Origin of the sequence: Agromyces terreus (genome assembly GCF_009749465.1) — a bacterium.
Lineage (GTDB): Bacteria > Actinomycetota > Actinomycetes > Actinomycetales > Microbacteriaceae > Agromyces > Agromyces terreus.
The window spans coordinates 163,784-179,966 of the sequence record NZ_WBIS01000001.1; the positions used below are offsets into that span (position 1 = coordinate 163,784).

The 16,183-nt window shown below is 70.5% G+C and carries 16 protein-coding genes and 1 tRNA gene; 10 read left to right on the plus strand and 7 right to left on the minus strand.

The window, feature by feature from the left end; genetic code table 11:
- Positions 1-39 precede the first annotated feature (39 nt).
- Together cysS and rlmB are read left to right on the plus strand one after the other, a co-directional pair.
- A complete protein-coding gene (cysS, locus tag GQQ92_RS00690) occupies positions 40-1,467 on the plus strand; it encodes a cysteine--tRNA ligase (protein ID WP_156997326.1) in 1,428 nt (475 codons plus the stop codon).
- Positions 1,464-2,492 (plus strand): 23S rRNA (guanosine(2251)-2'-O)-methyltransferase RlmB, encoded by a 1,029-nt coding sequence (gene rlmB / locus GQQ92_RS00695; RefSeq protein WP_156997327.1) that lies wholly within the window; start codon positions 1,464-1,466, stop codon positions 2,490-2,492. Before cysS ends, rlmB begins: the two co-directional genes overlap by 4 nt.
- Positions 2,493-2,556: 64 nt before the next feature.
- Here the strand turns inward: rlmB and GQQ92_RS00700 are convergent, their stop codons facing one another.
- Positions 2,557-3,876: a DUF4032 domain-containing protein gene (locus GQQ92_RS00700; RefSeq protein ID WP_156997328.1), complete on the minus strand. Its 1,320-nt coding sequence runs from the start codon at positions 3,874-3,876 to the stop codon at positions 2,557-2,559.
- Positions 3,877-4,057: 181 nt separating this feature from the next.
- Positions 4,058-5,158: an ABC transporter ATP-binding protein gene (locus tag GQQ92_RS00705; protein ID WP_156997329.1), complete on the minus strand. Its 1,101-nt coding sequence runs from the start codon at positions 5,156-5,158 to the stop codon at positions 4,058-4,060.
- Between the two features lie 275 nt (positions 5,159-5,433).
- Here GQQ92_RS00705 and GQQ92_RS00710 point away from each other — a divergent pair, with 275 nt between their 5' ends.
- The 3 genes from GQQ92_RS00710 (at position 5,434) to GQQ92_RS00720 (ending at position 7,628) form a co-directional block, all read left to right on the plus strand.
- On the plus strand, positions 5,434-6,369 hold the full coding sequence (locus tag GQQ92_RS00710; protein ID WP_156997330.1) for a thioredoxin domain-containing protein: 936 nt from the start codon (positions 5,434-5,436) through the stop codon (positions 6,367-6,369).
- A gap of 129 nt (positions 6,370-6,498) precedes the next feature.
- Positions 6,499-6,571 (plus strand) — tRNA-Thr (locus GQQ92_RS00715).
- A gap of 1 nt (position 6,572) precedes the next feature.
- Positions 6,573-7,628: a DMT family transporter gene (locus GQQ92_RS00720; protein WP_156997331.1), complete on the plus strand. Its 1,056-nt coding sequence runs from the start codon at positions 6,573-6,575 to the stop codon at positions 7,626-7,628.
- Here GQQ92_RS00720 and GQQ92_RS00725 read toward each other — a convergent pair.
- Positions 7,612-8,172 (minus strand): nitroreductase family protein, encoded by a 561-nt coding sequence (locus GQQ92_RS00725; RefSeq protein WP_232057419.1) that lies wholly within the window; start codon positions 8,170-8,172, stop codon positions 7,612-7,614. The two genes, GQQ92_RS00720 and GQQ92_RS00725, sit on opposite strands and share 17 nt — an antisense overlap.
- A 2-nt stretch (positions 8,173-8,174) precedes the next feature.
- Positions 8,175-8,576, minus strand: a complete 402-nt coding sequence (gene msrB / locus GQQ92_RS00730; RefSeq protein ID WP_156997333.1) for a peptide-methionine (R)-S-oxide reductase MsrB — start codon at positions 8,574-8,576, stop codon at positions 8,175-8,177.
- 180 nt (positions 8,577-8,756) lie between these two features.
- On the opposite strand from msrB, the gene GQQ92_RS00735 reads away from it, so the two are divergent.
- From GQQ92_RS00735 to groL, 5 genes are all read left to right on the plus strand, one after another.
- The gene (locus tag GQQ92_RS00735; protein ID WP_156997334.1) at positions 8,757-9,056 is read left to right on the plus strand and encodes a DUF3263 domain-containing protein; all 300 of its coding nucleotides are present in this window, start codon (positions 8,757-8,759) and stop codon (positions 9,054-9,056) included.
- Positions 9,057-9,081: 25 nt separating this feature from the next.
- Entirely contained in the window at positions 9,082-9,627 is a 546-nt protein-coding gene (locus tag GQQ92_RS00740; protein ID WP_156997335.1) for a LytR C-terminal domain-containing protein, read from the plus strand.
- A gap of 204 nt (positions 9,628-9,831) precedes the next feature.
- Positions 9,832-10,035, plus strand: coding sequence for a cold-shock protein (locus GQQ92_RS00745; protein ID WP_156997336.1), 204 nt, complete (start codon positions 9,832-9,834; stop codon positions 10,033-10,035).
- Between the two features lie 146 nt (positions 10,036-10,181).
- Positions 10,182-11,237 carry a DUF3048 domain-containing protein gene (locus GQQ92_RS00750; RefSeq protein WP_156997337.1) on the plus strand — a complete coding sequence of 352 codons (1,056 nt, stop codon included), beginning with the start codon at positions 10,182-10,184 and terminating at the stop codon, positions 11,235-11,237.
- Between the two features lie 132 nt (positions 11,238-11,369).
- Entirely contained in the window at positions 11,370-12,989 is a 1,620-nt protein-coding gene (groL, locus tag GQQ92_RS00755; RefSeq protein ID WP_156997338.1) for a chaperonin GroEL, read from the plus strand.
- A 196-nt stretch (positions 12,990-13,185) separates the two neighbouring features.
- Here groL and GQQ92_RS00760 read toward each other — a convergent pair whose 3' ends face one another.
- The 3 genes from GQQ92_RS00760 to GQQ92_RS00770 all read right to left on the minus strand — a co-directional run bounded on the left by GQQ92_RS00760 (position 13,186) and on the right by GQQ92_RS00770 (position 16,091).
- Positions 13,186-13,476 (minus strand): WXG100 family type VII secretion target, encoded by a 291-nt coding sequence (locus GQQ92_RS00760; RefSeq protein WP_156997339.1) that lies wholly within the window; start codon positions 13,474-13,476, stop codon positions 13,186-13,188.
- Between the two features lie 112 nt (positions 13,477-13,588).
- The gene (locus GQQ92_RS00765; RefSeq protein ID WP_156997340.1) at positions 13,589-15,364 is read right to left on the minus strand and encodes a sensor histidine kinase; all 1,776 of its coding nucleotides are present in this window, start codon (positions 15,362-15,364) and stop codon (positions 13,589-13,591) included.
- A 31-nt stretch (positions 15,365-15,395) separates the two neighbouring features.
- The gene (locus GQQ92_RS00770) at positions 15,396-16,091 is read right to left on the minus strand and encodes a response regulator transcription factor (protein ID WP_156997341.1); all 696 of its coding nucleotides are present in this window, start codon (positions 16,089-16,091) and stop codon (positions 15,396-15,398) included.
- Positions 16,092-16,183: the final 92 nt, after the last annotated feature.

Consider the following 16,183-nt stretch of genomic DNA (forward strand, 5'->3'; position numbering starts at 1 on the left):
CACAGCCGTTGCGCGGGTCCGCGCCGGTAGGCTTGCGAGGTGACCGTGCGACTCTACGACTCGAAGGCCCAGGCCCTGCGTGACTTCGTGCCCCTCCGCGAGGGGCACGTCGGCATGTACGTCTGCGGTCCGACCGTGCAGTCCAGCCCGCACATCGGCCACCTGCGCAGCGCGCTCGTGTACGACATCCTGCGTCGCTGGTTCTCGTACCGCGGCTACGACGTCGCGTTCGTGCGCAACGTCACCGACATCGACGACAAGATCCTCGATGCGGCGCACCGCGACGAGCAGGGCGCGGGCGAGCAGTGGTGGGCGCTCGCGTACCGCGTCGAGCTCGAGTTCCAGGCCGCGTACGCGTCGCTCGGAATCCAGGCGCCCACCTACGAGCCGCGCGCGACCGCGAGCGTGCAGCAGATGCAGCAGCTCATCGTGCGACTCATCGAGGCAGGTCACGCATATGCCGCGCCCGACGCCTCCGGCGACGTCTACTTCGACACCGCGAGCTGGCCCGCCTATGGCGGCCTGACGCGGCAGGCCCGCGACAACATGGAGGCCGCGGCCGATGCGGATCCGCGCGGCAAGCGCGATCCGCGCGACTTCGCCCTCTGGAAGGGCCGCAAGGCCGACGAGCCGGCATCGGCGTCGTGGGCCTCGCCCTGGGGCGACGGGCGTCCGGGCTGGCACATCGAGTGCTCGGCCATGGCGGCGCGCTACCTCGGCCCCGAATTCGACATCCACGGCGGCGGACTCGACCTCCGGTTCCCCCACCACGAGAACGAACTGGCCCAGTCCACGGCCGCGGGCGACGGCTATGCGCGCTACTGGGTGCACAACGGGCTCGTGAACATCGGCGGACAGAAGATGTCGAAGTCGCTCGGCAACTCCGTCTACGCCGGGCAGCTCCTCGAACTGGCCTCCCCGCTCGCCGTGCGGTACCTGCTCGGCGCGGCGCACTACCGCTCGACGCTCGACTACGCGCCCACCTCGCTGGCCGAGGCCGAAGCCGCCGTCGATCGCATCCGCACCTTCCTCGACCGCGTCGAGCGGCGCCTGGCCGGCACCCGGTACGCCGGGGTCGGCGCACCGCTCATCCCCGACGCGTTCGCCGCCGCCATGGACGACGACCTCGGGGTGCCGCAGGCGCTCGCCGTGCTGCACGACACGGTGCGCGCCGGCAACCAGGCCCTCGACGCCGACGAACTCCACGACGCGGCCGTGCTGCACGGGCAGGTCGCCGCCATGGTCGGCGTGCTCGGCATCGACCCCCGCGACGCGCAGTGGGCGCCCGACGCCGCCCCCGCGGCATCCGCGCTCGAGGTGCTCGTCGACCGGCTCCTCGAAGACCGCCGGGCCGCACGCGCAGCCAAGGACTTCGCCGCCGCCGACCGTATCCGCGCCGAACTCTCGGCCGCGGGCATCACCATCGAAGACAGCCAGACCGGCACGCATTGGAGCTTGGAATCATGAAGGGCAGCGGCAAGCCTCGCGCCGGGGCAGTACGCAAGAGCAAGAACAAGCAGGTCGGATCCGGGGGCCAGGGTCGACAGGCCCTCGAGGGCAAAGGCCCGACGCCGAAGGCCGAGGATCGCGCCTGGCACCCCGCCGGCAAGCGCAAGGCCGCCCAGGAGCGCTACGCCGCCACGGGCGGCAAGGGCAAGCCGGCCGGCAAGGTCGCAGGGCAGGGCTCTCGTGCCGGTGCCCCGCGCGGCGCATCGGGTGCATCGCGCCGCTCGAAGTCGGGCGACGAGTCCGAGATCGTGACGGGCCGCAACTCCGTCGTCGAGGCGCTGCGCACGCGCATCCCGGCGACCACGCTCTACGTCGCCTCGCGCATCGAGATGGACGACCGGGTCAAGGAGGCGATGAAGATCGCCACCAACCGCGGCATCCCGATCCTCGAGGTCATGCGACCCGAACTCGATCGTCTGGCCGGCGAGGGCGGCGTGCACCAGGGCCTCGCGCTCAAGGTCCCGCCGTACGAGTACGCCCACCCGATCGAACTGCTCGACGAGGTGCTCTCGGGCGACGAGACGCCGCTCTTCGTCGCCCTCGACGGCATCACCGATGCGCGCAACCTCGGCGCCATCATCCGCTCGACCGCGGCCTTCGGCGGGCAGGGCGTGATCGTGCCGCAGCGCCGTTCCGTCGGCGTCAACGCCGGGGCCTGGAAGACCTCCGCCGGCGCCGCAGCGCGCGTGCCGGTGGCCATGGCCCCGAACCTGACGCAGACCCTCAAGGCGCTCAAGGAGCGCGGCGTCTTCGTGCTCGGGCTCGACGGCGACGGCGACGTCTCGCTCCCCGGCCTCTCCTGGGCCGACCGGCCGATCGTCGTCGTAGTCGGCAGCGAGGGCAAGGGCCTCTCGCGACTCGTCGCGGAGACCTGCGACGCGATCGTCTCGATCCCGATCAATGCGGCGACCGAGTCCTTGAACGCCGGCATCGCGGCATCCGTCACGCTCTACGAGATCTCGAAGCTCCGCGCCGAGAAGTAGGGACCGACGCCTCAGTCGATCCGTTCGCACTCGCACATCAGCCGTGTGCGAGCGCGAACGTCGTTCAGACCTTGGCGCGCCAGTCGTTCTCGTCGTCGGGATCGACGACCGCGACGGCCGCCGTGTCCAACGGCACGACCTCGATCGACGTCGTGATGGCGCCGGTCTGCGGGCCGATGACGGTCGCCTCGTCGCGCCGGTGCCGCAGCACCGTGTTGATGTAGGAACCCACCGCCTCGGCGAGGGGGATGTCGTGCGAGGCCTGCTGCGCGAGGAACCACCGATGGTCGAGCAACTGGTGGAAGACCTCGGCGGGTTCGAGCTTGCCGCGCAGCTCGGTCGGGATGGCCCGGACGACGGGCTCGAACACGCGGACGAGCCACTCGTGGGCGACCATCTCCTCGTCGAGGGCCTCTTTGCCGTACGAGGCGCGGTACGAATCGAGGTCGTTCAGCAGGCGCCTGGCCTGGTTCTCGCCGGCGTCGAGCCCCGTCAGGCGGAGCAGGCGGCGCTGGTGGTGGCCGGCGTCGACCACCTTCGGCTGGATGCGCACCGTCGTGCCGGCGTCGGACGTGCGGATCGCCAGTTCCTCGATGTCGAAGCCGAGGTCGTTCAGCCGGCCCACGCGCTCGTTGATGCGCCAGCGTTCGGCCGAGGAGAAGGACTCGGAGCCCGTGAGCTCCTGCCACAGGCTGCGATAGGCCTCGACGATGCCGTCGGAGATGCGGACCGGGTCGAGCTCGTCGGCGACCTTGCCGCCGGCCTCGAGGTCGAGCAGCTCGCCGGCGATGTTGACGCGAGCGATCTCGAGGTCGTTCTCGCGCTGCCCGTTGGACAGCCCGCCCTCGTAGAGCTTGCCCGTCTCGGCGTCGACGAGGTACGCCGCGAACGCCCCGGCATCACGACGGAACAGCGTGTTGGAGAGCGAGACGTCGCCCCAGAAGAAGCCGACGATGTGCAGGCGCACGAGCAGGACCGCGAGGGCGTCGACGAGCCGGGTCGCGGTGTCGGGCCGCAACGTCTGCGAGAACAGCGCGCGGTAGGGGAGGGAGAAGCGCAGGTGCCGGGTGACGAGCACCGGCTTGAGGGGTTCGCCCTCGGCATCCGTTCGGTTCGTGATCACGGCGGCCGGGTCGACGCAGGGGATCTCGAGCTTCTGCAGGGTGCGCAGCATCTCGTACTCGCCGCGCGCCATCTCGGCCGTCGTCTCCTTGATGGCGACGACATGACCGGCGAGATGCGCGAAGCGAACGAGGTGCCGCGAGATGCCCTTCGGCAGCGTCGCGATGTTCTCGCTCGGCCATGCCTCGAGCGGAAGGTGCCAGGGGAGGTCGAGCAGTGCCGGATCGGTCATCGCCGACGTGATCGAAAGTGAGCCGCTCATCAGGCTTCAGCGTAGTCGCGGCGGGGCTCCGCCGACGAACCGCGCCGAGTCGCGGCGTCGCCGGGCCCGGGGTGCGCGGGCGGATGCCGCGCCGCCGAGTGCCGCCGGGCGCCGCCGCGCAGACGGAAGACGCCGGCCGGGCTCGAGAGCCCGACCGGCGTCGATCGTCGGTGCGGGAGCGTCAGCTGACGACGGCCTTGTTGCCCAGGCGCAGACCCGACTCGATGTCGAAGAGGTGCACGTGGTTCGGGGTCGCGGTGAGGTAGACGCGGTCGCCGGCGTTCGGGTGGTTGCGGCCGTCGACGCGGGCGACGATGTCGGTGCGCTTGCCCTCGACGGTGGAGTGGCCGTAGAGGTAACCGTCGGCGCCGAGCTCCTCGACGAGGTCGACGTCGACCGCGAGGCCCTCGCCCTCGTGGGGGGAGACGGTGATGTCTTCGGGACGCACGCCGATCGTGGCGTTCGTGCTCGACGTCTCGGCGAGCACGTCGCGGTCGACCGGAACCGTCGCGGTGCCGAAGAGCACGCCGCCCTCGACGAGCTCCGCGTGGAACAGGTTCATCGCGGGGGAGCCGATGAAGCCGGCCACGAAGACGTTCTGCGGCTTCTCGTAGAGGTCGCGTGGGGTGCCGACCTGCTGGAGCAGGCCGTCCTTCAGCACGGCGATGCGGTCGCCCATCGTGAGGGCCTCGGTCTGGTCGTGGGTGACGTAGACCGTGGTGACGCCCAGGCGGCGCTGGAGCGAGGCGATCTGCGTACGGGTCTGCACGCGGAGCTTGGCGTCGAGGTTGGAGAGCGGCTCGTCCATGAGGAAGACCTGGGGCTGACGCACGATGGCGCGGCCCATGGCGACGCGCTGGCGCTGACCGCCCGAGAGGGCCTTCGGCTTGCGGCTCAGGTAGGGCTCGAGGTCGAGCAGCTTCGCGGCCTCGAGCACGCGAGCGGCGCGCTCGTCTTTGCCGACGCCCGCGATCTTGAGCGCGAAGCCCATGTTCTCGGCCACCGTCATGTGCGGGTAGAGCGCGTAGTTCTGGAAGACCATCGCGATGTCGCGGTCCTTCGGCGGCACGTCGGTGACGTTGCGGTCGCCGATGAAGATGTTGCCGTCGTTGACCTCTTCGAGGCCGGCGAGCATGCGGAGGGACGTGGACTTGCCGCAGCCCGAGGGGCCGACGAGGACGAGGAATTCGCCGTCTGCGACATCGAGGTCGAGCTGGTCGACGGCCGGGCGGGTGCCGCCGGGGTAGAGGCGGGTGGCCTTGTCGAACGTGACTGACGCCATGGTTGTTCTTCTCCTTCACCGGCAGGTACGTGCCGGACGATCCGTAGTGATGGACTGCGTCGACGTCGACGCACCCACCAGTATCGCATGCGAGGGGGCGCCCTCGGACCACGCCCTCGTCGCCGCACGACGGCTGGGAGCGCGCCCTGAGCCGCGTGCACGGCCGCCGTGAGCGGACTGTGCCATGCGTGTGGCGGATTCACAGCCATCGTTCCTACTATCGTGGGTGCGTTCGCAGCACGCGCGCGCCCACACAGCGACCGGAGTGACCATCGATGACCAACGGCGGATCCAATCAGCCACGCGCCACCCGTAACGATCGCCGGGAGGCGGCCCGCGAGAAGGCCCGCGTCCTTCGCGAAGAGCAGAAGAAGCGCGAGAAGCGCAACAAGCTGCTGATCCAGGGCGGTGTCGTCGTCGCCGTCCTGGCCATCGCCGCCATCATCGGAACGCTCATCTTCAACAGCGTCAAGCCTGCCGGCCCCGGCCCGGCGAACATGGCGAGCGACGGCATCCTCCTCGTCGCCGGCGACGAGGGCGCGATCACCGCCGTCGAGACGCCCGCGCTCGATGCCGGCGAGGACCCGACGCCGACCGTGCCCGACGACAGCGGCACCGTCGCGAACATCGTCACCTACGTCGACTACCTGTGCCCCTATTGCGGCCAGTTCGAGATGACGAACTCCGAGGCGATCCGCACCATGGTCGAATCCGGCGCCGCGACCCTCGAGATCCATCCGATCGCGATCCTGACGAACAAGTCCGCGGGCACCCAGTACTCGCTCCGCGCCGCCAACGCCGCGGCCTGCGTCGCCGACCTCTCGCCCGACGCGTTCTTCGACTACAACGAGCTCCTCTTCGAGAACCAGCCCGAAGAGGGTTCGACGGGGCTGTCGAACTCCGACCTCAAGAAGCTCGCGACCGACGCGGGCGCCGCGTCCGGCGTCGGCGCGTGCATCGACGACACGCGCTTCAAGACGTGGGTGCAGGACGCGACGAACCGCGCCCTCACCGAGCCGATCCCGAACTCCGACCTCCCGTCGGTGACCGGAACGCCCACGGTGCTCGTGAACGGCCAGCAGTACAGCGGCTCGCTCGACGACGCGCAGGAGTTCCAGTCCTTCGTGGTCCAGGCCACGAGCGCCACGTTCAACGAGTCCGAGTCCACCCCGACGCCGAGCCCCGAGGCGACGCCGACGCCGACGCCGTGATCCGCGCGGTCGTGGGGGGGGGGGCCCCCCCCCGCGCCGCCCCCCCCCCCCCCCCCCCCCGCCGGGGCCCCCCCCCCCCCCCCCCCCCCCCCCACGACCGGTAGCATTGCCCGGGGCCTCCCGCCCCTCGCCGGCTTGGCGCAATTGGTAGCGCACCGCTCTTGTAAAGCGGGGGTTGCGAGTTCGAGTCTCGCAGCCGGCACTTGACCGACGACCGAGCTCCCGACGCCGCACCGCGGACGGCGTCGACCGAATCCGAGCACCGCCACGCGCACGCCGCACCGCGCCTGCTGCCCGGGTGGGTCGCGATCGCGCTGGCGGTCCTGGCCGGAGGATTCACGGCCGTGCAGTCGCGCATCAACGGACAGCTCGCGGCCCGCCTCGACGACGCCTACACGGCCGCGGCGATCTCGTTCGGCAGCGGGCTCGCGATCCTGCTCGCGGTGCTCGTGTTCTGGCGGCCCGGACGTGTCGGCTTCGCGAAGGCGTTCGAGCAGCTCCGTGCCGGACGCATCTCCTGGTGGATGCTGCTCGGCGGGCTCGCGGGCGCCTGGTTCGTGGTCACTCAGGGGCTGTCGGCCGGGGTCATCGGCGTCGCGCTGTTCACGGTGTCGATCGTGGCCGGGCAGACCGTCGGCGGCGTCGTCTTCGATCTCGTCGGCCTCGGGCCGGCCGGGCGACGACCGATCACCGTCGCCCGCGCGATCGGCGCCGTCATCGCCCTCGGCGCCGTGCTCTGGACGGTGTCTGCAGAGCTGGGCGGCGACGCCCCGATCGTGCTGATCCTGCTGCCGTTCACGGCCGGGCTCGGCGCCGCATGGCAGCAGGCCGTGAACGGCCGCGTCCGGGCGGCGGCATCGAGCGCCCTGACCTCGACCGTCGTCAACTTCGCCGTCGGCACGACGGTGCTCGTCGCCGTCATGCTCCTGCACGCGGCATCCGCGGGCTGGCCCGCCTCGCTGCCGACGGAACCGTGGCTCTACGCGGGCGGTGCGATCGGCTGCGTGTTCATCGCCGTGCAGGCCGTGGTCGTGCGGGTGATCGGCGTGCTCGTGCTCGCCCTCGGCGGCGTCGCCGGGCAGCTCACGGCCGCGCTCGCGCTCGACCTGATCTGGCCGATCGGCGATGCGACCGTCGACCTGGCGACCATCGCCGGAACGCTGCTCGCGCTCGTCGCGGTCGTCATCGCGAGCGTGCGCTGGAGGGGGAGCCGGCACGCCGCCCGGCCAGAGGCCGACGAGGTCAGTCCAACGTCGTGAACCTCGACGCGGCGTCGCCGGTGCGCCGGCGCTCTGGCCGCCATCGCTCGGGTCTCCCGCCCACGTAGAGCCAGCCGAGCAGGCGCTCGTGCTCGCCGAGTCCGTGCATCGCCGAGACGGTCGGATGCCGCGTGTGCGGCCCGGTGCGCCACATGACGCCCCACCCGGCTTCGTCGAGCAGCAGGCTGAGCAGATGGGCGACGCCCGCGGCCGTGGCATCCTGCTCCCACGCCGGGACCTTCTCGTGGTCGGGCGTGCGCACCGCGACGAGGGCGAGGAGCACCGGCGCACGCAGCGGCTTGCCGGCGAGCTTCTCGGCGGCACGGTCAGCTGGCTCGAGCCCGGCGGCTTCCACCAGCGCGGCGCCGAGGCGTTCGCGGGCGGCACCCCGGAGCGCGATGATGCGCCACGGACGCAGTCCCGCATGATCGGCAGCCCGACCCGCCGCCTCGAGGAGTTCGACGAGCTCGGCATCGCCCGGCGCGTCGCCGGTCACCTTCGAGACCGAGCGCCGCGCGGTCACCGCGGCCCGGACCGGCCGCACGTTCAGGACTCGGGCGTGAAGTCGAGCGCGATCGAGTTCATGCAGTAGCGATCGCCGGTCGGCGTGCCGAAGCCGTCGGGGAACACGTGGCCCAGATGCGAGCCGCATGCGGCGCAGCGCACCTCGGTGCGGACCATTCCGAGCGAGGTGTCCTCGATGAGCTCGACCGCCTCGGGGCGGACCGACTCGTAGAAGCTCGGCCAGCCGCAACCCGAGTCGAACTTCGTGCCGCTCTTGAAGAGTTCGGCACCGCACGCGGCGCAGGCGTAGACGCCCGCGCGCTCCTCGTCGAGCAGTTCACCCGTCCAGGGTCGCTCGGTCGATGCCTCGCGGAGCACGGCGAACTGTTCGTCGCCGAGCTGCTCGCGCCACTCGCCTTCGGACTTCTCGACTCGATACGTCATCGCGGTTCCTCCAGAACTGTCGGGTCCCTCCATCGTCGCACGTCGCCGGAGGGCCGCCGCCCGCACGCACACGCCGCGCGCGCTCGGCTCCCTCACGGCTGCGGATCCCTAGGATGTCAGCGAAGCGAAGCCCGGTGCACCGGGCCGAGGCCGAGCCGTGACGAGATCTCGAGGAGGAACATGGGCGCCGAGCATGCGCACGCGCGTTCCGACGCAGGCGAGGCGCTCGACGACTTCGCCGCGCGCGTGCTCGCCTTTGAGGCGCGTTCCTCGCAGCAGGGGGGAGCGAAGGCCGAGGGCATCCGCGACGAGTTCGGGATCTCCGCGGCTCGCTACTATCGGATCCTCGGCGAGCTCATCGACTCGCCGGCAGCGCTCCGCCACGATCCCATGCTCGTCAAGCGGCTCCTGCGCATGCGGGAGGCGCGCGCCGCCGACCGTTCCCGACGCTCCCTCACGAACCCCCGCCCGCTCGGCTGAGCCCGGCCCGAACCCGACTGGACCCATGGCGCAGAACTATCCACGAGACCGATTCGATTCCATCCCGCACGGCATCGAGCGCGTCGGCGCGCACCGCGCCCCGCAGCGCCGCGGCGCGAAGTGGATCGCCTTCGGATGGGCCGCCCTCGCGACGGCGGTGCTCACCGCGATCGGCATCGTCGGCGTCGTCGTGGTCAACGATCGGCTCGACTTCTCGGAGGCGTCGCCGTCGGCTCCCGCGACGCCCGTCGTGACGGCGGAGCCGACGATCGCCGCCGATGTGCCGGTGACGGTACTGAACGGCACGCCGACGTCCGGACTGGCCGCCGCCGCCGCCGAGACGCTGACTGCCGCCGGCATCCCGGTCAGCGCGACCGCGAACGCGAGCGAGGACGACCTCACCGAGACGGTCGTGTACTACGCGAGCGAGGACCTCGAGGGCGCCGCACGCGGCGTCGCCGGCGCGATCCCCGGCACCGACGTGAGAATGGACCCGAAGTTCGGCGAGATCGGCACGCCGCTCGTGCTCGTGGTCGGCTCCGACTACGCCGAGGAGAGCTCCGAGGGCTGACCGGCGCCAATCGTTGCCAATCCGCGACATTGCGGTGCTTCCAACCCCTTTTCTTCGCCGTATCGCCGTCGCTACTATCTGGAATTGGCCGCTCGAACCCGTGTGAGGGCCGGTACCAGCAGTGGTCCCAGTCGGCACGCGTCAGAGGCCCGGTACAGGCGACAGGCACGTGCTGATCGACACACAGCAACATGGGAGCAACGCATGGCGAACGGAACCGTCAAGTGGTTCAACGCTGAAAAAGGCTACGGATTCATCACCGTCGACGATGGAGGGCAGGACGTCTTCGTCCACTACTCCGCCATCGACATGGCCGGCTACAAGGTCCTCGAAGAGGGGCAGGCCGTCGTGTTCGAGGTCGGCACCGGATCGAAGGGCCCCCAGGCCGAGGCGGTCCGTCCCGCCTGAGTCGCAGCGTGCGAGCACCGCCGGTCCTCCGACCGGCGGTGCTTCGTTTTCCGTGCCGCGCACCTCGACTCCACACGGCCGCGTCCCGCGTTCGGCGCCCGGCGAGTCGCGGCGTTCCCCGGCCCCCGCGGTGGTTTGCTGTCGGCATGGCGAGGGGCGATCATTCGGCCAGAGGGGTGCGGGCGCTCGGGGTGCTGCTCGTGACATCCGCGATCCTGCTGGCCGGATGCACCGGCCCGACGGCCGCCGACCCGCCGCCGGTGACTGAGACCCCCGAAGCCCGGCCGATCGGCACCTCGTCCGTGCCCGCCGCGGTCGCCTTCGCCCCGCTGCGCGGGACCCGCGCGGACTGGGCGGCGATGCAGCACCCGGCGCTCGCGGCGAAGATCGACGACCACGAGGAGGCGCGGCCGCAGATCGCCCTGAATCGCACCGACCTCGTGTTCGAGGAACTCGTCGAGGGCGGTCTCACGAGGTACGTCGCCGTGTGGCATTCCGACATCCCCGCCGAGATCGGCCCCGTGCGTTCCATCCGCCCGATGGATCCCGACATCGTGTCGCCGCTCGGCGGCATCGTCGCCTACTCGGGCGGACAGGATCAGTTCGTGGCGATGATGCAGGCCGCGCCGGTCGTGAACCTCGTCTTCGACTACGACGACACCGGGCTCTTCACGCGGGCGGACGACCGGCCCGGCCCCCACGACGTGATCCTCGACTCGACGGAGGCGGTCGGCCGCTACGCCGAGCTCCCGCCGCCCCAGGTGCACTTCGCCTACGGCGGCGCCGACCCGCTCGCCGACCCCGCGTTCGCGGCGGCGCCCACCTCGAGCATCTCGCAGGTGTTCTCCGAGGAGCGGTACCCGTCGTGGACCTGGGATGCCGCGAGCTCGGCGTGGCTCCGCTCGCAGGAGGGGCAGCCCGACATGGAGGCGTCCGGCGAGCGCGTGCACGCCGTCAATGTCGTGACGCTGCGGGTCGCCATCGACTGGCGGTACGGAGAGGTGCCGAAGACGACGTTGATCGGCGACGGCGAGGCCTGGGCCTCGGTGGGCGGGCGCACCGCGCACGGCACCTGGTCGAAGGACGCCGCGACCTCTCCCATCGTGCTCACGGCGGACGACGGGGGGCCGCTGCCGCTCGCTCCCGGCAACACCTGGATCGAACTCGTGCCCGTGGGCGGATCGGTGACGTTCGCGCCGTGAGCGAACGCCCTGAGAAGGGGCCGTGCTCGCTTGCACTCGTGGCAGTCGAGTGCCAGAATCGTCTTAGCACTCATCCGAATCGAGTGCTAAACACGAATCTTTGAGACGTCCGAGAAGGGACGAGAAACACACATGGCAAAGATCATTGCTTTCAACGAGGAGGCCCGCCGTGGTCTCGAGCGTGGCCTCAACACGCTCGCCGACGCGGTCAAGGTGACCCTCGGCCCGCGCGGTCGCAACGTCGTGCTCGAGAAGAAGTGGGGCGCCCCCACCATCACGAACGACGGCGTGTCGATCGCCAAGGAGATCGAGCTCGACGACCCGTACGAGAAGATCGGCGCCGAGCTCGTCAAGGAGGTCGCCAAGAAGACCGACGACGTCGCCGGCGACGGCACCACGACCTCGGTCGTGCTCGCTCAGGCGCTCGTGCGCGAGGGCCTCCGCAACGTCGCCGCAGGCGCCGACCCCATCTCGCTGAAGCGCGGCATCGAGAAGGCCGTCGCGGCCGTCGAGACCGAGCTCATCGCCAACGCCAAGGAGGTGGAGACCAAGGAGGAGATCGCCGCGACCGCTTCCATCTCCGCCGCCGACGAGACCATCGGCGCGCTGATCGCCGAGGCCATCGACAAGGTCGGCAAGGAGGGCGTCGTCACCGTCGAGGAGTCGAACACCTTCGGCACCGAGCTCGAGCTCACCGAGGGCATGCGCTTCGACAAGGGTTACCTCTCGGCGTACTTCGTCACCGACCCCGAGCGCCAGGAAGCGGTCTTCGAAGACCCCTACATCCTGATCGTCAACGGCAAGGTCTCGAACATCAAGGACCTGCTCCCGATCGTCGACAAGGTCATCCAGACCGGCAAGCAGCTCCTCATCATCGCCGAGGACGTCGACGGCGAAGCGCTCGCGACCCTGATCGTGAACAAGATCCGCGGCATCTTCAAGTCGGTCGCCGTCAAGGCTCCCGGCTTCGGCGACCGTCGCAAGGCGCAGCTCCAGGACATCGCGATCCTCACCGGCGGCCAGGTCATCTCCGAGGAGGTCGGCCTCAAGCTCGAGAACGTCACCCTCGACCTGCTCGGACAGGCCCGCAAGGTCATCATCACCAAGGACGAGACGACCATCGTCGAGGGTGCCGGTGACGAAGAGGGCATCGCCGGTCGCGTCGCGCAGATCCGCGCCGAGATCGACAACACCGACTCCGACTACGACCGCGAGAAGCTCCAGGAGCGTCTCGCGAAGCTCGCGGGCGGCGTCGCCGTCATCAAGGCGGGCGCGGCCACCGAGGTCGAGCTCAAGGAGCGCAAGCACCGCATCGAGGACGCCGTGCGCAACGCGAAGGCAGCCGTCGAAGAGGGCATCGTCGCCGGTGGTGGCGTCGCCCTCATCCAGGCCGGCAAGACCGCCTTCGAGAAGCTGTCGCTCTCGGGCGACGAGGCGACCGGTGCCAACATCGTGCGTGTCGCGATCGACGCCCCGCTCAAGCAGATCGCCCTCAACGCCGGCCTCGAGCCGGGCGTCGTGGTCGACCGCGTGCGCAACCTCCCGGTCGGCCAGGGCCTCAACGCCGCGACCGGCGAGTACGTCGACATGCTGGCCGCCGGCATCAACGACCCGGTGAAGGTGACCCGTTCGGCCCTGCTCAACGCAGCGTCGATCGCCGGCCTCTTCCTCACCACCGAGGCCGTCGTCGCCGACAAGCCCGAGAAGAACCCGGCTCCGGTCGGCGACCCCACGGGCGGCATGGACTTCTAGTCCGACCCGATCCTCGGCCGTCACGGCCTGATCAGCGCGAAGGGCGCCTCCTGATGGAGGCGCCCTTCGTCGTTCCCGGATCGGCCGGTGTCGACCGGGCCGACCGGCCGGCCACGACCGTGCCGACTGCCGGCCGCGACCGGGCCGACCGACGGCCGCGACGGGGCCGACAGCCGGCCCCGTCGGCCCGAGGCTTTCAGCGCAGGAAGAGCCTCGCGTTCGCCTGTTCGGCCTCGGCGTACTGCGTCGCGGCGAGCGAGAGCGCCTGGTTTAGGCTGTCGAGGCTCTGCTCGACCCTCGACTGCGTCTCGCGCCAGTCGGCGACGGCGCCCTGGAACGCGCTCGCCGCCTGGCCCGACCAGGAGGACTGCAGGCCGGTGAGTTGGCCGAGCAGGGAGGAGACCTCGGACTGGATGCGCCCGATCGTGCCCTTCACGGTCTGGGTGGCGGCCGAGACCTGAGCGGCATCGACGTGGTAACTGGACATGGGATCCCTTCGATCGGTGATGACGTCACGCTAGGCGCGCGCGGTGACCGTCGGGGCCTCCCGGGGATCGGCGAGGGTCCGCAGACCCGTGGGCGGTGCTGTGGAGGAGCGGTCAGGCCGTGGTCACGGACTGGGGGGCCGCGGCGCTGTTTGCAAGGGGCAGCTGCACCCGGAACGTGGCGCCGCCGCCGGGCGTCTCGACCACGTCGACGCTGCCGTTGTGCGCCGCGACGATGGACGACACGATTGCCAGGCCGAGGCCCGAACCGCCCGTCTCGCGGGTGCGCGACGTGTCGGCACGCCAGAACCGCTGGAAGATCTTCTCGCGGATCTGGGGCGGGATGCCCTCGCCGTGGTCGACGATCTCGATCATCGCGCGCTCGGTCGAGGCGTCGGCGCTGACCCGGATGTCGATGGGGCTGTCGGGGGCCGTGAAACGCACCGCGTTGCCCATGAGGTTCGTGATCACCTGGCGGATCTTGTTCTCTTCGGCGAGCACGACCGCCTGGGGCCCGGTCGGCGGCGTCTGCGCGCCCTCGGGCGCCTGATCGGGGGCGGATGCCTCGGCCGCGGCCCCCGCGGGCTGCGTGCCCGTCGAGCCGCCCCGACGCGCGCCGGCGCCGTTCGGCTCCGTGCGAGGGCGTCGACCGCGCAGCCGCGCGAGCGTCGCCCCGGCGAACGAGATCGCCCCGGTCGACGGCCGGCCGGGCGTGTGGTCGGCAGAGGACGGGAGGGAGCCGAGCGGGGCGCCCGCGGCATCCGCTGCCCGCACGTCGTCGGGGGTGATGACGGTGACCGTGCGGGTGGGGTGCGCGGCCATGGCGTCGAGCGCGGCGTCGCGGGCCAGCGGGACGAGATCGACCTCGGCGAGCTCGAGCGGCTTCGCCTCGTCGAGCCGGGCGAGGGCGAGGAGGTCCTCGACGAGGCCGCCCATGCGGATGGCCTCCTTCTCGATGCGATCCATGGCCTGTGCCACGTCGTCGGGCGTCTGCAGCGCGCCCATGCGGTACAGCTCGGCGTAGCCGCGCACCGAGACGAGGGGGGTCCTGAGCTCATGCGAGGCGTCGCCGACGAATCGGCGCATCTGGTCGATGGTGCGCGCGCGGTCGCGGAACGCCCGATCGATGCGGTTGAGCATGGTGTTCAGCGAACGGTTGAGCCGGCCGACCTCGGTGTTCGGGGTCGCGCCGCCGAGTCGCTGGCTGAAGTCGCCGTCGGCGATGGCGGCGGCCGTGGCCTCGACCTCGCGGAGCGGGGTGAACGTCGTCGTGACGAGCATGCGCGTGAGCAGCGCGCCGACGAGCACGACGCCCACCCCGAAGCCGAGGAAGATCGTGAGGTACACCGCGATCAGCGACTCGGTGTCCTTCGAGGAGATGGCGATGATGATCGGCGTGAGGTTGCCGTGGCTGTCGGCGACCATGAGGGCCGCGACCCCGCGGAACGTCTTGTCGCCGTTCGCGTCCTCGAGCTGGAACGTCGTGTACCCGGAACCCTTCGAGTTGAGGGCGTTGACCTCGCCGCGCGTGAGCGTGGCGGGCACGTGCGGCAGGTTCTCGGGTGCCCGGCCGTCCCAGTTGGTGGCCTCGAGGGTGTTCGTCTCCTCGTCGTAGACCGCGACGAACACCTGGTCGCTCTCGGAGAACTTGCGGGTGTCGGCGTCGGAGGAGCCGTCGCCCGAGCTCTCGTCGATGAAGTACCGGTCGAGGGTGCCGCTCGCGATGCTCGCGAGCTTGGCCGCCATCTGGTCCTCGACGTAGGAACGCAGCATGGCCGCCGTTCCGATGCCCGAGACGAGCAGACCGAGGGTCAGCATCAGCACCGTCACACCGGTGATCTTGGTGCGCAGCGAGATGCGGTTCCACCGCTCGGAGATCGTCTGATGCATAGCGGAGCGAGTCTAGGCGGCGAAGCCTGAGTCAGGGCTTGGAGGAGGACTTCAGCATGTACCCGAACCCGCGCTTGGTCTGGATGAGCGGCTCGGCCGAGTGCTGGTCGAGCTTTCGGCGCAGGTAGGAGATGTAGCTCTCGACGATGCCGGCGTCGCCGTTGAAGTCGTACTCCCAGACGTGATCGAGGATCTGCGCCTTCGACAGCACGCGGTTGGGGTTCAGCATGAGATAGCGCAGCAGCTTGAACTCGGTGGGGGAGAGCTCGACCGGGACGTCGCCCACGAGGACCTCGTGCGTGTCCTGGTCCATCATGAGCTCGCCCGTGCGGATGACCGCGTCTTCTTCGGCGTGCATGGTGCGGCGCAGGATCGCCTTGATGCGCGCGACGATCTCGTCGAGGCTGAATGGCTTGGTGACGTAGTCGTCGCCGCCGACCGTGAGGCCGGTGATCTTGTCTTCGGTGTCGTCCTTCGCCGTCAGGAAGAGGATCGGCGCCGTGTAGCCCGCCGAACGCAGGCGCTTGGTCACGCCGAAGCCGTTCATGTCGGGCAGCATCACGTCGAGGATGATGAGGTCGGGTTCTTCTTCGAGGACCGCGGAGATGGTCTGCGCGCCGTTGCTCACGGCACGCACCGCGAAGCCCGCGAAGCGGAGGCTCGTGGTGAGCAGATCGCGGATGTTGGGCTCGTCGTCGACGATGAGGATTCTGGGTCCGTCAGCCATGTTTTCAGTGTGCTGCAGGTTCGCTGAATGCCGGCTGAGAATACTGCGACAGAAGCCGGGGCGGTTGCTGCACCCCGCGCGCCGTCGAGTCG

Bases quoted from the DNA above. Each gene is read 5' to 3' on its own strand.
- GQQ92_RS00745 (WP_156997336.1), top strand. From the start codon at position 9,832: ATGGCGAACGGAACCGTCAAGTGGTTCAACGCTGAAAAAGGCTACGGA.
- GQQ92_RS00750 (WP_156997337.1), top strand. From the start codon at position 10,182: ATGGCGAGGGGCGATCATTCGGCCAGAGGGGTGCGGGCGCTCGGGGTG.
- GQQ92_RS00765 (WP_156997340.1), bottom strand. From the start codon at position 15,364: ATGCATCAGACGATCTCCGAGCGGTGGAACCGCATCTCGCTGCGCACC.
- GQQ92_RS00705 (WP_156997329.1), bottom strand. From the start codon at position 5,158: ATGGCGTCAGTCACGTTCGACAAGGCCACCCGCCTCTACCCCGGCGGC.
- GQQ92_RS00710 (WP_156997330.1), top strand. From the start codon at position 5,434: ATGACCAACGGCGGATCCAATCAGCCACGCGCCACCCGTAACGATCGC.
- GQQ92_RS00735 (WP_156997334.1), top strand. From the start codon at position 8,757: ATGGGCGCCGAGCATGCGCACGCGCGTTCCGACGCAGGCGAGGCGCTC.
- GQQ92_RS00740 (WP_156997335.1), top strand. From the start codon at position 9,082: ATGGCGCAGAACTATCCACGAGACCGATTCGATTCCATCCCGCACGGC.
- GQQ92_RS00760 (WP_156997339.1), bottom strand. From the start codon at position 13,476: ATGTCCAGTTACCACGTCGATGCCGCTCAGGTCTCGGCCGCCACCCAG.
- GQQ92_RS00700 (WP_156997328.1), bottom strand. From the start codon at position 3,876: ATGAGCGGCTCACTTTCGATCACGTCGGCGATGACCGATCCGGCACTG.
- groL (WP_156997338.1), top strand. From the start codon at position 11,370: ATGGCAAAGATCATTGCTTTCAACGAGGAGGCCCGCCGTGGTCTCGAG.
- rlmB (WP_156997327.1), top strand. From the start codon at position 1,464: ATGAAGGGCAGCGGCAAGCCTCGCGCCGGGGCAGTACGCAAGAGCAAG.
- msrB (WP_156997333.1), bottom strand. From the start codon at position 8,576: ATGACGTATCGAGTCGAGAAGTCCGAAGGCGAGTGGCGCGAGCAGCTC.
- GQQ92_RS00770 (WP_156997341.1), bottom strand. From the start codon at position 16,091: ATGGCTGACGGACCCAGAATCCTCATCGTCGACGACGAGCCCAACATC.